The sequence below is a fragment of the Taibaiella koreensis genome, from assembly GCF_003545715.1.
Taxonomy (GTDB): Bacteria; Bacteroidota; Bacteroidia; order Chitinophagales; family Chitinophagaceae; genus Taibaiella; species Taibaiella koreensis.
On sequence record NZ_QVNU01000007.1, the window covers coordinates 280456 to 295048 of the forward strand.

Consider the following 14593-nt stretch of genomic DNA (forward strand, 5'->3'; position numbering starts at 1 on the left):
TTATGGTTTTTCGTAAGTGTTTGTTGCCGGATTATATTTATAGCCGTACCTGTCTGCTAAACCTGGAACTTTATTGCCGGCATCGTCAATATATCCGTCTATTTCTTTCAATTCACGCTGATAAAAGCCAGTTTGATTTGCTGCTGCCTTGGGATCGGATAGCACCCTAATGTTATCTCCTCTTTTAAAAGCATCTTCCAGGAAAGGCTGGTTATATTTCTGCCAAAAAATTTCTTTACCCATTTCTTCTCCGTAGTCCCTCAAAAGCTTTTGATATTCTGCATCGGGCAAATCAAGTATATTAAGTCCCCCTTTGTTCTTAAGACCTCGAGAAAAGGTTCCTTCTGGAAGTTCCAATATTCTGCTTGTTCCAGCCCCATCTACATTGTCTATGAATTTTCCGATTACTGTAGTCGTTTTCTCCGAATTTAGGATTATTCGTCCTCCAAAACCCACATATGGGATAGAAGAATTTCTGGTCCCCACCTTAAAAATCCCCACAACCCGCTCGGCTAAATTACTGAATCTTAGTTTGGAGAGGGCCGCCAATACCTGGGCCATACGCTCGGAACCCAGGATCAGTTTACCCGCAGTGGTTGTCGCTTTTATAGCGGCGCCGGCGCCCTTGGTCCCTACTATTGCTTCTGCTATCATTTCAACCGTTTGGCCGGCAAGCTCTTCTCTTTCCGTCTCGGTGCCGTTCTCCACTTTCTGGTCCCAGGTCTCGCCTATGGCATTGGCCATGGCCGTATGTGTTTGATTCAATCCTGTCCCGAACAGATCGTCGAATTGTTGCAGCCTTACCGGCGGCGGCAACCCCGGACCGCCGGCATAGCCCACAACTCCAACGCCGGCCAGCTTTACCAGCCCTTTCCCGGTTTCGATAGGATGGCATACCATATTCCTGAGCCCGTTCCAGGTACCCTTTAGTCCTTTTCTGAAGCCGCGCCCTACATTTTCCGTAGTACTGGTCTGCCTTTCGTCCTGGAACGCAGATACGACCGCAAGGGTAGGGCCGCCTACAACAAAACCGATGGCTTTATCCAGCCAGGAAATGCCATCCACCCGGTCTTCCTTATCCTGCTTCAGGGCCGCTTCGGCCTCGGCCTTGTCAAAAAATATCTTGATGGTGCCCCCGGTCTGGCATTTGCAATACGACGTGTGCAGCAGCGGAGCTTTTCCCATGACTTTCAGTGCGCCTTCATGCACTTTCAGCCATTGCGGCGCAGAGGCGATGCAGGTACTCCCCGTAATAGAGCATACGCCAAAGGTGGGTATATTGACCAAGGGTATATTATCGCTCTCGGTAGCAATAGGTGTACCATATACATGGAATTGATGAGGCACCACTATAAGCTGTGCCGGAGCGGCGCCTTTGTCGCATTTAAGCCATACGCCATTGGGTATATACAGATCGTCTACCGCCATAGGACTGAAAGGTTAACCGGTAAATGGATGTGCTGTTTCTGTTATTGTGGTCCACTCGCTTTTGTACCAGGCGCCGGGCACGGCGGTTTCCAGGAAAGATTCCGCCTTCCTGATCTCCAGAAAATCGTATTCAAGAAAAGGTCTGTAGACATCATAAAGTTGGCTGTATTCCAGCTGCAACGTGGTATCCGATATACTGTTCCCGCTCAGGGCACGAAGCGCCTGCTGGTATTCTTTTTGTTTGAAGGCCGTCTCATCCAGCCCGCCCGTATTGATCCATAAATAATCCCGGTGCTGCCTGACCGGCTTTTGCAGCCAGCATGCCTTTATGGGAAGCGGCAGGTCCTTTCCGAAATAATCCACTTTCTGTAATCGGAACGGGAATGATGGGCTGTCTGCATCTGTACGAATGAATTGCTCCAGCGATCCGATCCGCCGGAACAGGTCGAAGAGGATATGGTGTTCCAGTACGGAGGCCATCAGCCGGTCGTTGGTAATGTGATCCCGTATAGCGGTGTAGAAGGCCATGGCTCTTTCAACAGGTTGGATGGCAGATCGTATTTCCGGCTTCAGCGCTTCCCATTTCTTTACCGGATCTCCGTCCTCCTTCGGTATCTCCCAGGCTATGATCCTGCCTTCTTTATCTATTTTAAAATCGATACGGCGATACAGATCAAATAAGAAATACACTTCGGGAATACAACCCTCGTCCCGGTTAAACTGAACATCCTGCAGACCAAAGCTCCACTTTTGGGTCCCTTCTTCTTCGTTGCGCAATACCAGGCCACGATCGAGTGTACCGGAAATACTACAAACAGCCATATTGCCCGAAATCCAATGGCGGTTTTCGTATTGAAAAGAGAAGCGTTTTTTATAATGGCCGTTTACCCTATAGGTCTCCTGGTGTGCTGTATGACTATCACAAGGGCTTTCCATGATGATGCGTTTTTTATTTCAATATCGTTTCGTTAAGCATTTAAGGAAAAAGGCATGTCGTTAACCGCTGAGGTCACCAAGCTGCACGCAAAGAGCGCAAAGATTTGGCGCCATTACTTCATTAAAAGCATGTCTCCGGTTGAAGACATATGCCGGTAGCTAACAACGGACCTTGATGATCTATACCTACGAGGGCAATGTCTTAAGTTGTTCAAAGGCATTTAGATGCTTCCATGGCGCCCGCAGATGTCAGCATGATAATGGTAAGCTTATGGTTGGGGCCAATGTAACGGTAAACGCCCCATTGTCATCCTGATCTGAAGCTTGCGAAGGGAAGGATCTCTTCCGGTTGAAAAAAGATATTTGTATAGGTTAGCAAAAAGCTATCTCAAGGTATTGCCCTCACGGGACGAAATTTTGAAATGCTATAGATACCTTGTTTCTTAATTAAACGACATCATTTTTTAATTGGCATTAATTACAGGAGCGCTGATATTGACTTCGGTGCTGCCGTTTACATTTACCGTTGCTGCGCCGAGGTTCAGGGTCCCTTCCGGCTTTCCGTAGTCGATCAGAGGCGAGGTATGCGTGATATTGGTTTCGGCATCCTGCGTTATATTCTGGGCCTTTACATCGATCTGTGTGGTGGGATGTTCGCCGCCATAGCTCCCCATGGTGATCTGTGGCGCCTGCAGGTCGATCGATTCGCTGGCCTGAATGCTTATTTTTCCTCCGATCATCGATATGGTGGCGCTGCCATTGGTCAGGGTTACATTGGCGCCTGCCGTTACCGTTATTTTATTGTTGCCGTCTATTTTGATATGGTTCAGCTTGGATTTGTCGATAAGGCTTATGCCGCCGCCATCGTGCATCGTGAGCGTATGGCCGCTTTTGGTGGTCAGGCTTTTACCATCGTTACCGCTGCCGCCACCCACACCTACCTTCCCGTGAAACACGCTCCCTGTCACAAAGGGGCGATCGGTGTTGCCGCCTTCCCAGTCGACGTAGACCTGGTCGCCGATCTCGGGTATGGTAACCAGGCCGCGGTTGGTGGCCACCTTATCGCCAGCGCCGCCGGCATCGGGCGTCAGCACGCGGATAAAATCGGTTTCGGGAATACCGCTCTCCTGCTGCCAGCCCATGAACTGCACGCGTACCCGGCCCTGGACATCATGGTTATCGATCACTTTAGCCAGCATGGGATAGGTCACCGGTTTTATATAGACCAGCTCCGGCGGCACCTCGGCTGCTGCCGGAATAGCGGTAAAGCGGTTGTAGTATTGCCCCGTAATCTCCCAATGATGTTCTATAGCAATAATGCGCACCGGTGTGTGCTGGGCAGTCTGGTCTTTTCTTTTCAATGCTACATTGACATTAAGGCCCACGCTCAGATCGAATACCGTGGTTTCTCCGGTAACATAGTACATGCCGGCCGCGCTGCGGGCGCTTATACTCTTGCCCATCGCTTCCAGCGTGGCCTGCCTGGCCGGTAGCAAGCCCTGGTTGCTTACCGACAATATGGTGCCGAACAGCTCTTTCGATTTCCCGAAGGCGATGTTAGTATAGGTTCCGGCATTGCCGTTGTAGCTGTCGGCCGCTGCGCTGATGGCTTGGTGGTTGTCGGCTTCATAGTCAAACAAGCCCTGCTGTACCGGCTGTACCTTCATGCTCATGTTGATGCGGGAGCAATTTTGCCCATATACAATATCAGGGCCATTCCGGGCTTCAGGTTTGCCAAAGAGGAGCTCCCTGCCATTAAAATAGAGCCATTGTCCTGTCCCGGCCGAAAGCCGCTTGAGGAAGTTCCACACGCTTTCGTGGTAACGGCATACAAAGGGCAGCGTATCGCTCAGAGTGGCATCCGCTTTCAACGATGCCTTTACCTGGGCCAGTGAGCGGCTGGTACTTTCTTTTACTATGGTATTTAAATTCTTCTTGTAAAACGTTTCAAAATGCGGCTGTCCGTCGAGCAGCCAGGTAGGCGCATAGCCGGTAATATGCAGCACGCCTTCGTTTAACGTATCCTGCTCCAGCTGTACATCAGCCACTACAAACAGATTTTGTAGCTTACCCGGGTCGATGCCGTTGCTATCGTATAGTTCCACCTCGGCTACCTGGCCCAGCAACTTTTCGGCGCCGTCGATAAGCAGGCTTCCCTGTGCCTGGACCTCGTCGTGGAAAAAGCGCAGTTCAAGCCGGTTGTGAGCACCGGCTTCCTGGTGGATCTGTAACGACAATACTTCGCTGATCGCCTGACCATTTATAGACACCCGGGTAGCTATGCGCGGTACGGTAAAGGCTTCAATAGCTTCCGGAATTGCCCCGGCTTGCTGACCCGCTATAGCAGCCATGGCTATCTGTGTTGCCTCAGCGGTGCTTAGCTGTTCAAAAGGCACCTGCCCGTTGATGCCATTGATCCCGGGACCAGGTGAAGCCTTATTGATGGGAGGAGCGAAGTTGAGTGCCTGTTGCGCCTGGTCAAGGATGGCGGCCGCTTCACCGGGCAGCTTGCTTTTTCCTGCATTTATGGCTGCAGCAGCCATAGCTTGCTGAATTGCATTTTTTATGTTTGCTCCGGACGCAACAGGATCACCGGATGCTTCGGTGGGTAGTGTGGACATAGGGCAGGTGTTTAGTGATATAAAAAAACAAAATTATTTATATACGCTGGTGTTAAATATTTGTTCTTATTTTAAAAAATTTATAATCAATTGATTATATTTTTTCCTCTTTAAAAGAACGAATCAACTCTGATGGTATAGAGCATAATGTAGCCGCAACAATATCCTATTGCATCGGCTTGAAACAGAAGTACTAAATTATGTTCATATAGATTATTTTTATGCGGCAGGACTCAGGCAACAGACAGCCTATAACGCTTTGGCTTCTATAAAAGATAATCCTGCTTCTTTTTCTTCGATAATATTATTTTTAAAGAATGAAATATATTTACCTGTTATGATGTTTTATTTCAAAGCAACCATTAAACAATAGCCTCGTTATAAAATGGAACAAAAGCGCCATTGTCGCTGTAGATCCGAAACCAACACAACAGGCTTGTGTAACAGCAATGCCGGCAGTATCCGGAGGGGGTATTCAAGGCAACAGGGTATGATGTTCTTTAACTATAAAACAGCCAAACATTAAAGCCATATTTAAAACCATAAGCATCATGAAAAAGATCTGTATTCTTTACCTGGCACTGGGTATCGCCTGCCACGCCGCTGCCCAAACTTTACCTGCTACGAGTAAGGAGCAAAGACGGCAAACCCGCGATTATATCCTGAACCTTCTGCTGAACAGGGTGGGGACAGCAACGGCAAATAAACCTACCGCAATAGAACAAAGGCTCATTGCGATCAAACTGGACGACAACATCGGCGAGTTATCCTACTATTGGGATACAACTCGCCTTTACTATTCCGGCAACCGGGGCTCCCGTTTCAACCGGGCGACCTGCCAGTTCAACACCGGGGTCTCGGCGCTGAACGCTCCGGTAGCGGAAGGTCTGGGCGCATTGCCGGCGACAATGGATGAAGTAAAGCCGGATAGCCTGGTCTATAAGCATATGAACGGATTGTGGGAACGCCAGGTTGTCTCGTATCAGCAACAGAACCTGGTACAGAAATATACCTATACCTTCAGTGGTGGTTCCCTCCCTTTTTCCTATGCTGTGGGGTATGACAATGGCAATCATATACAAAATGTAATGTATTACCAGGGTAGCAATGATACGACCACGAAGCGGAAACTGCATTATAATACTGGCTTTACGCGTGTGGTATCCGACTCTTCTTACTACGTGGGAAGTAATACGCTTTTGCCACCGCTATCGATTTGGACCTATACGTATGACGCCGGTGACCGCATTACTGAGCTGGAACGTGTTGGTATCCGAAGCGATGGACAGCAAGTATCTTACAACCTGTATTATTTTACCTATTACCCCGACGGGCGACTGCAGACCATCAAGTCGTATGCGGCCATCGGGGCTGGGTACCTGCCAGAACAAGCTGATTCTTTTACCTACGATGGGACCCACACTGTTTACCAGGGTCGCTATATCCAGGACTACGAGCCATCGGGTCAACCGGCAACACTCAGTTGGGAGACAAAGCATTTTAACGCTGCCGGATTAACCGACACTATCTATTATTATGTGGGCGGAATCAATCCGAACCCTGACGCTGCTGTTTCTTATAACGTGATCGAATACAATGCATTTGATAACCCGGTAACGCAGAAGACGATTCAGCGGGGTGCTCCGGCTGCGTTCCGTGTATACCGGTATTACTACGAAAATTACGAAACAGAAATGGCGATCGGCGGCGCTATGGCGCAGTACGGGAGTATCAGCGTTTATCCCAATCCTTTTACTGATCAGGTTCATGTCGGCTGGAAGGGGACGCAGCCTCTGAAAAAAGCCCAACTGTATCTCACCGATTACCAGGGCCGGATCGGGTACCGCTGGGAGCAGGACTTGACGACCGGCGATAATGTGCTCCGGTGGGGCAAGCGACCTGTTCCCGGCAATTACCTGCTGGTGATCCGTGGCGCCGGTGGCGAGCAGATCGTAAAGAAGCTGGTATGCCGCTGAGCAGCTTTTTAGCTTGTAAGCCGGGTGGGCATCGGTTCGCCCGGCTTTTCATCAACTTTTCTTTCAGGGCAGTGCCATGCAATTGGTCAGCGCCAGAGCAGACCGCCGTCGCAGGCTTCAGGAAGGGTTTCGCCCTGCCTGATGAGAGGGATCACGTTAGGATCGGCGCCTTCGTCTACATTGTATTGGTTACCATTGGCCGGGATAATCACCAGCCGCCATATATGACCGAAGGGGCCCGTCGTATGATAATCGGTGCCCAGCAGCAGCCATTTGCCATCCGGTGAGAATTCCGGCGTTACTTCCACCTGGCTGCTTGAAGTTACCTGTCTCAGATCGCTTCCGTCGGCATTCATGGTCCATATATGGTTGCTTGCTGCAAAGGCCATCCTGGAACCGTCCCGGCTTACAGTCAGGTCGTTCCAGGCAGCGAAGTTCAATGTTTTGATCACCGATGCCTGGGTGAAGGCCTGGTTGGAGCGGCATATTTTGTTGCCGGTGCTGAAGATCACAGTATTGTCCGGCATCCAATTGACATTGCCTTTGTCGATCTCAATGCCCTGGAAGCTGGTTAGGTTATGCAGTATCTGTCCCTGCAGATTCAGGATCATGAGCCCGTCGTCGTAGGTAGGTGGCACCGCGATAAGCTGTGCATCCTGCGATAATTTGGGAAAAGTATGGTTGGCATAGCCCGATTGCTTTTCAAACTGGCTAATGATGGTACCGTTGCTAAGGTTGGTAAGCGTATAGATCTCGGTATCATAACCGCCGCCACTCTTATCTTCCGCTTGCAGATACCTGGTACCATCGATGCTGATATCCCAGCCGTTGCGGCTTAGATCATCCTGCTGTGCTGTCGAAACAGTTGCCGTAGCCAGGCTGAATTTCAAAATACCGTCGGTCGCCCAGTCATAGTAGATCGTGCCATTACCCAATGATGCGTAGCCCCCTTCGGCGCCAGGCGCCGGGTTGTCCTGCTGCTTGCTGCAGGACAATAGTGTTGCGCCTCCAAGGACAATGAATAAGCATAGTCGTATATAGTGGTTCATGGGTTGTGTTGATCCTTGTCTTTAATCGGTTGCACCATAATAAACCCCGGTTGTGATGTGGCAAGGACCGATAACACAAAGCAAAGCAATACCGGTGGCCCCTGCAATCGGGATAAGCATTGTTTTTCATACTAAATGTTTTCAGGGAGCCGGCTCCTGATGCAGTAACCGGGCATGGACGATACAGTATGAAAGGTGCGCCGCAGTACGGCTATAACAGCTGCAAACTGCCAGCTATAGAATTGCCAGCCCTTAGCCAAATACTACCAACCCATCCTCATATCTGATCATAAATTACTACGATTAATTATTGCGTATTGGTATTTTATATTAGGAAAACAATTAAGTTTGTTCCCGTTTAGTATAACCACCGAAACCGAATCAAACCATAACCAAACAATTCTCAGGCACCTCAATCTACAAAACACATCCCGGCTGCCACTCATCCGCCCCCTAACCGGTTAGCGGCCCGTTGTTGCTGCAAATGAGCTACAGGTCTCTGTTACCGGTAGCAGTTGTCTTATATGTGAAGCATACAGATGACCGGGGTGTCGTGCGCCATTTGAGGAACGATGTGCTGATGTGAATAAAAGATATAGACGATACCATGCCTTTTATTTTACACCAAATCAATCCCAGACTATGACCAGACATCTACGCAGCTTTGCTTTAAGCATGCTGTTGTCGTGGGCGGCCCTGCTTCCGGTACAGGAAGCCCGCGCACAATGTACAGCACCGACCTCCACCGTGGTCAACAATACCAATTGTGCTGCGGCAACAGGCAAGATCACCTTTACAGGCCCTGTTCCCACGGCCAATTATCAATTCAGCATTGATGGCGGCGTCACCTTCGGAACGCCAGGCCAGACGGTCTTCACAGGGCTTTTCGGTGGCAGTTATGCAACCGTTTCCAAGCTGATTGCTACGGGCTGTGTTTCTGCCGCGACCGCTAAGACGATCACCAATCCGGCCGTTCCGGCTAACCCTGCCTCAGGCGTGGTGAACAATACGAATTGTAGCACGCCTAACGGCAGCATTACCTTTACCGCCCCTACGCCTTTGGCCAACTATGCCTTTAGTGTCAATGGCGGCGCTACGTTCGGCGCGCCGGGTGTCGTGTCTTTCCCCGGCCTGCAAGGCGGAACTTATCCGACTGTTGTGCGCAACGTTGCGACAAGCTGCGTTTCTGCTACAACCTCCAAAACCATCACCAATCCGGCTATAGCAGCGCCGGTCTCAACGGTGACGGCAGCCACAAACTGTATTACACCCAACGGTGCGATCAATTTTACCGCGCAGGCTGGTGTGGTATTCGGCATCGACGGCGGCGCCACTTTCGGTACTGCCGGACAAACAGCATTTCCCAATCTGAGCCCGGGTACTTATGTCACCCGCGCCAAAGTAACGGCTACCGGGTGTCTTTCGGCTGCCGCCAATAAGACGGTTGCTGCACCGGTAGTAACGAGTCCTGCATCTACTGTGGTGAATGTAACGAACTGTATTGCGCCTAATGGCAGCATTACGTTCACCGCACCTACACCATTGGCCAATTACCAGTTCAGCACCGATGGCGGCACTACTTTCGGCAATGCCGGCCAGGCTGCTTTTACAGGGCTTACCGCCGGTGCTTATCAGACCGTGGCTAAGCTTGTTTCTTCAGGCTGTGTGTCAGCAACAGTCAATAAGACCGTAGCCAGCCAGGCTGTGGCCACACCTGCCTCAACTGTAACCAATGTCACCAACTGTACTACCCCCAATGGCAGGATCACGTTTACAGGACCTACCCCTCTCGCCAATTACCGCTTTAGTGTCGATGGCGGTACCACTTTTGGTACACCGGGACAAACGGCCTTTCCCAATCTTGCGGCAGGCAACTATTCTACGGTGGCGCAGCTGGTTTCTTCCGGCTGTATCTCACCCACACCTGCGGCCAAGGTAATCGCCAACCCTGCTGTTACAGCGCCCACTTCTACAGTAGCCCCCAGCAGCTGTAGCACTGCAACAGGCTCTATTACGTTTACAGGACCAACACCTCTGGCCAGTTTTTCATTTAGTGTAGATGGCGGTACTACCTTCGGAACGCCTGGACAAACGGTCTTCAACAACCTGCCGGCGGGCACTTATGTAACCAAAAGCCGCTCTGCAGCAGGATGCGTATCGGCCGCTTCTACCAATAAGGTGATCACCAATACGGTGACTACCGCGCCGACGACTGCCGCGGGTACCAATCCTACTAATTGTAATACCCCCAACGGCGCCATTAATTTCACAGGTCCTACCGCCCTGGCCAATTATGAATTCAGCATCGATGGCGGCGCCAATTTCGGCGCTGCAGGCGTGGTAAACTTTCCCAATCTTGCTGCCGGCACTTATGCCACCAAGGCCCGGTCGGTGCTTACCGGATGCGTATCGGCAACTGTGAACAAAACGCTCAGCAACCCCGTCGTTACTGTTCCTACGGCGAGCAAAACGGACGTAACCGATTGCGCCAGTCCTGACGGTTCGATCACCTTTACCGGACCGACGCCCATTGGCAACTATCAGTATAGCATCGATGGTGGTACGACCTATGGTTTTACCGGCCAGGTATTTTTCGGTACGTTGCCTTCGGGCACATATAGCCCGGTATGCCGGCTCGTATCGAGCGGCTGTGAATCCAACCCGGCTGCGAATCTCAATATTCTCCGTCCGGCCCGCGCTGGCGGCGATAAGGAGATATGCCAGTATCAGCCGGCTATTATGACGGCCGCGGCCCTGGGTGGCGCTACCTGGGACGTGCTCCCCGGCAACCCTGCTGTGACGACTTTCGTCAATGCCGCTGCCGCGGGTACGCGTATCAATGGCTTTACTGTAGTAGGCACCTACCAGTTTGCATGGGGTACAGCAGCCTGTAAGGATACGGTAACAGTAGTTGTCGACGACTGTCTGAGCCCGCTCGTCAACAATACCAGTGCATACCTCTACCAGTCGGTAGCCGGTTCGGCAACCGATATTATTTCCGTTAACCTGGGTACCGGAGCACAAAGTACGCTGTACACCGATGTCAACATTTCTGCCGGTAATATCAATGCCGTGGGTTACAACGTTACCGATGGTGAAATATGGGGTAGTGTCGTGAATGGCACGGGCCAGGCACTCACCGGCGACAGCATTGCCCGCATCGGTGAAGACGGTATCCCGCATTATTACGTAGTGCCCGGCCTGTATAGCGGTGGCTATAATGTAGGCACAGTAGATAACGATGGCGTGTTATACCTTTATTCTTCCAACCAGACCCAGATCTTCCGGGTGGATGTTAACCCAACCTCGCCTACCTTCCTCACACTCCTGGCGCCGGTACTTAATACCACAGCCATGAATATAGCCGATTGGGCCTTTAACCCGATGGATGGGCTGCTCTATGGTGTAGGCAACGGTAACCCGCATCCTTTATACCGGGTTAACCCAACCACCGGCACGGTAACTACTGTGGGTAATGTAACCGGCAATGCCGCTTTTACAGCAGGCTCTTTCGGTGCGGCCTATATGGATGCATCAGGTAATCTTTACGTTGGCGATAATACTGCAGGCGGCGTATTTAAGATCAATACGGTGCACAATGTAGTGGGCAATACCACAGCAGCGTTGCGCTCGCAGGGGCAGCCTTCTGCAGGCAACGATGGTACCCTGAATCATAATTCCTGCGTGAAGCCCGATGCCGGCAGGGATACCATGATCTGTATCTCCACTTATGTTACCATGACGGCGAGCCAGGTATCCGGTGTGCAATGGTCGGCCCAGGGAGACAACCCCGGAACGGCTACCATTACCAACCCAGCCAATGCCAATACGACCATCACTGATTTCAGCCAGAGCGGCCTGTACCACTTCATCTGGACCAATGGACCAGACTGTACCGATACCGTGGCCGTACGGGTGATCAATTGTATCTCCGATACGCTGGTTGTACCGCCCTGCGATACCTGTCCGGTAACCATATGCAATACGCCCAATCCCGAGCTTCCTGTAACCGACACCACTACACACAGCACTTGCGGCATTACACCGGCAGGTTCCAACTATGGTACCCTGGTGCTGGATGCCAGCGGTTGCGCTACCTGGACGCCCAACGGTACCCAGCCGGCTACAGATACGGTAACCACCTGTATCACCAGCTGTAACGGACCCGTATGCGATACCACCTATGTGCTTATTCTGCCGCCGCCGACGCCCTTACCGCTGGAGCTGATATACTTCAAAGGGGCTATGGCCGATTGCAGGGCTTACCTCACCTGGCAAACGGCAAAAGAAGATCTGAAAGATATGACTATAGAAAGAAGTGCTGCGGGAAGCAAATGGACTATATTGGCAACGGTGCCTGCGCTGGGCAGGGGACTGGATCACAAGGATTACCAGTATGTCGATCTTGCCGCGCCGCAAGGACGCAATCTGTACCGGCTTAAGATGACCGATGCGGATGGTGCTTTCCGCTACAGCCCCGTTGTATCGCTGCATAACAGCTGTATGGATGCGGTTATTGCCATTTTCCCCAATCCGGCCAGAGAGCAGGAAGGCATTACCATCAAGGTAAATAACCTGGATGAGGTGGTGTACCAGCTATTTGACCAGACCGGGAAAATGTTGCGTGAAGGCCGCTTTGCCGGTCAAACAGAGATCAAAGGATTAAAAGCAGGCGTTTACTTTGTAAAAGCCAGCAATGCTTCCGTCAACATCAGCCGGAAAGTCATTATCCGCTGATAGCAGTAAAGGTTTACATTTTTCATTATAGGGGCTGTCCGCGAAGGGCAGCCCCTATTTTTAAAGGCCATATCCTGTTATGTCAGCATGCGACGCAGGTAATTGACCTGCCCGAGATGATAATTGAGGTGCAGGGCCAGCTGCAGCAACACATAGCCATTGGTCCTTACCGCATCGTCAAAAGGGATGGGATAATCGGAAGCCATGTCCAGGGTGCTCAGCGATCTTTGGATCATGGGAATGAGGGCTTCCAGTCCGGCAATGAGCTGTTCCCTGGGTACGGGCGGACTGCTGAATTCCAGGTCCCGGTTGCGGACATAGCCGGTGTGTCCCAGCAAAGTCCCGACCAGGTAATTGAGGCCTCCGGTGATATGCAGCGCGAGATGACCGCTTGCATTTTTTATAGAACCACGGACCTTCCACAGGTCCTCTTCCCGCTCAAACAGGCTGAGCTCTTCCATCAATTGTCGGATATCTCTTTCGTAGAAAGGGATCAATATCGCTTGCAGCATAACAAAGAATTTACGTCATAAATATACACCCGGCGGGAACAACCAGCCTTGGATAAGCCGCCGGTACTGGAATAGCTGGCTTAAACATACCTGAGCGAAGGTATGTTTAAGCTTACGGCCACAAGGCCGTTTACTTGCCAACAAGGCCAACACAATCCCGGCTGAAGGGGAGCGTATCTTATCCCATTTGCATCAGTTCGCTGCGGCTTAACGGGGCTGCTGCTGCGTAACGCAATGGACCATACCGCCGTTGGCAAAGAGGTTGCGGCAGTCGATCCCGATCACCTTTCTTCCCGGATAAAGCGTCCCGATCAGCTGATTGGCAATGGCGTCGTTAGGGTCGTTATAATTAGGCACCAGCACCGCCTTATTGGCGATATAATAATTGATATAGGAGCCCCTGCCTACGTTCTTACCATAAGTGGTGACGACATCGTTTTGCGTCAGCGGTATGGTTGCCAGCTTATAGGCTACGTCGTTCTTGTTCACAGCCTGGTATAAAGTACGGATGTCGTGCTGCGGCACCTGCCAGTAATCAAGATCTTCTTCCGACATGGTAATCAGGGTAGTGCTATCGGCGAACCTGGCGAAGCCGTCTATATGCATATCTGTAATGTCCAGGCCGGCCTTCCCTTCAAGCCAGATAAACCTGGTGGCGCCCAGGTATTTGGTAAACAATGCTTCGGCCTGGCTTTGGGTCATTCCCGGGTTGCGGTTATCATTCAAAACGGAGCTTTTGCAAGCCATCAGAACGCCGTTACCATCCTGCTCAACGCTCCCGCCTTCGTTGATCATTACCTCATTTAGCGCCACCTGTACCACGCCGCGGGCGTCCGCTATTACCGCGGGTATCTTGTTGCAATGGCTGTAGGATGCTTTGCTGCCCCAGCCATTAAAGCCCCAGTCTTCGATCACCAGCCGGCCATTAGGATCCTTTGCAAATATTGGTCCATTGTCCCGTACCCATACATCGTCCGTAGGACTAATAACAAAATCCACATTTGCCATAGGTATTCCGGAAGCCTGCAACAGGGCAGTAACCCTATCCTGCTCCGCCTGATCGTAGACGATAAGGTGTACCTTTTCGCCGGGTACCAGCGCTTGCGTCATCGCTACCCATGTGGCATCCAGCCGGTCGCGGTACATTTTGCCATATTGGTATTGGTGCGGCCACTGAAGCCAGGTACCTTCATGCGGGCCCGCCTCTTCGGGCATGATGTATCCAACGGAATTTCCGGCAGGACGATCAGGATTGCCCGGCTCCTCTTTGGTGCAGGATATAAAAGCGGCGGATAACATTATGAGCAGTGTCGTCATTGTGCGTGTCATTATAA

General features: G+C 51.2%; 8 protein-coding genes. 2 read left to right on the top strand and 6 right to left on the bottom strand.

The window, feature by feature from the left end; all coding sequences use genetic code 11:
- From DZK30_RS21505 to DZK30_RS21515, 3 genes are all read right to left on the bottom strand, one after another.
- Positions 1-1428, bottom strand: coding sequence for a DUF4280 domain-containing protein (locus DZK30_RS21505; RefSeq protein ID WP_118976248.1), 1428 nt, complete (start codon positions 1426-1428; stop codon positions 1-3).
- Positions 1429-1440: 12 nt separating this feature from the next.
- A complete protein-coding gene (locus tag DZK30_RS21510) occupies positions 1441-2364 on the bottom strand; it encodes a hypothetical protein (protein ID WP_118976249.1) in 924 nt (307 codons plus the stop codon).
- 464 nt (positions 2365-2828) lie between these two features.
- Complete coding sequence (locus DZK30_RS21515) at positions 2829-4985, bottom strand: phage baseplate assembly protein V (RefSeq protein WP_118976250.1); 2157 nt, start codon at positions 4983-4985, stop codon at positions 2829-2831.
- Between the two features lie 551 nt (positions 4986-5536).
- Between DZK30_RS21515 and DZK30_RS21520 the strand changes: the two genes are divergently transcribed.
- Positions 5537-6961, top strand: coding sequence for a T9SS type A sorting domain-containing protein (locus DZK30_RS21520; RefSeq protein WP_118976251.1), 1425 nt, complete (start codon positions 5537-5539; stop codon positions 6959-6961).
- A gap of 86 nt (positions 6962-7047) precedes the next feature.
- Here DZK30_RS21520 and DZK30_RS21525 read toward each other — a convergent pair whose 3' ends face one another.
- A complete protein-coding gene (locus DZK30_RS21525) occupies positions 7048-8010 on the bottom strand; it encodes a TolB-like translocation protein (protein WP_118976252.1) in 963 nt (320 codons plus the stop codon).
- 642 nt (positions 8011-8652) lie between these two features.
- On the opposite strand from DZK30_RS21525, the gene DZK30_RS21530 reads away from it, so the two are divergent.
- A complete protein-coding gene (locus DZK30_RS21530; RefSeq protein WP_118976253.1) occupies positions 8653-12747 on the top strand; it encodes a DUF6923 family protein in 4095 nt (1364 codons plus the stop codon).
- A gap of 77 nt (positions 12748-12824) precedes the next feature.
- Here DZK30_RS21530 and DZK30_RS21535 read toward each other — a convergent pair whose 3' ends face one another.
- Positions 12825-13259 carry a DinB family protein gene (locus DZK30_RS21535; RefSeq protein ID WP_118976254.1) on the bottom strand — a complete coding sequence of 145 codons (435 nt, stop codon included), beginning with the start codon at positions 13257-13259 and terminating at the stop codon, positions 12825-12827.
- A 207-nt stretch (positions 13260-13466) separates the two neighbouring features.
- Entirely contained in the window at positions 13467-14588 is a 1122-nt protein-coding gene (locus DZK30_RS21540; protein WP_118976255.1) for an agmatine deiminase family protein, read from the bottom strand.
- Positions 14589-14593 lie beyond the last annotated feature (5 nt).

Coding starts and splice junctions, on each gene's coding strand:
- DZK30_RS21525 (WP_118976252.1), bottom strand. CDS start 8,010: ATGAACCACTATATACGACTATGCTTATTCATTGTCCTTGGAGGCGCA.
- DZK30_RS21515 (WP_118976250.1), bottom strand. CDS start 4,985: ATGTCCACACTACCCACCGAAGCATCCGGTGATCCTGTTGCGTCCGGA.
- DZK30_RS21520 (WP_118976251.1), top strand. CDS start 5,537: ATGAAAAAGATCTGTATTCTTTACCTGGCACTGGGTATCGCCTGCCAC.
- DZK30_RS21505 (WP_118976248.1), bottom strand. CDS start 1,428: ATGGCGGTAGACGATCTGTATATACCCAATGGCGTATGGCTTAAATGC.
- DZK30_RS21510 (WP_118976249.1), bottom strand. CDS start 2,364: ATGGAAAGCCCTTGTGATAGTCATACAGCACACCAGGAGACCTATAGG.
- DZK30_RS21530 (WP_118976253.1), top strand. CDS start 8,653: ATGACCAGACATCTACGCAGCTTTGCTTTAAGCATGCTGTTGTCGTGG.
- DZK30_RS21540 (WP_118976255.1), bottom strand. CDS start 14,588: ATGACACGCACAATGACGACACTGCTCATAATGTTATCCGCCGCTTTT.
- DZK30_RS21535 (WP_118976254.1), bottom strand. CDS start 13,259: ATGCTGCAAGCGATATTGATCCCTTTCTACGAAAGAGATATCCGACAA.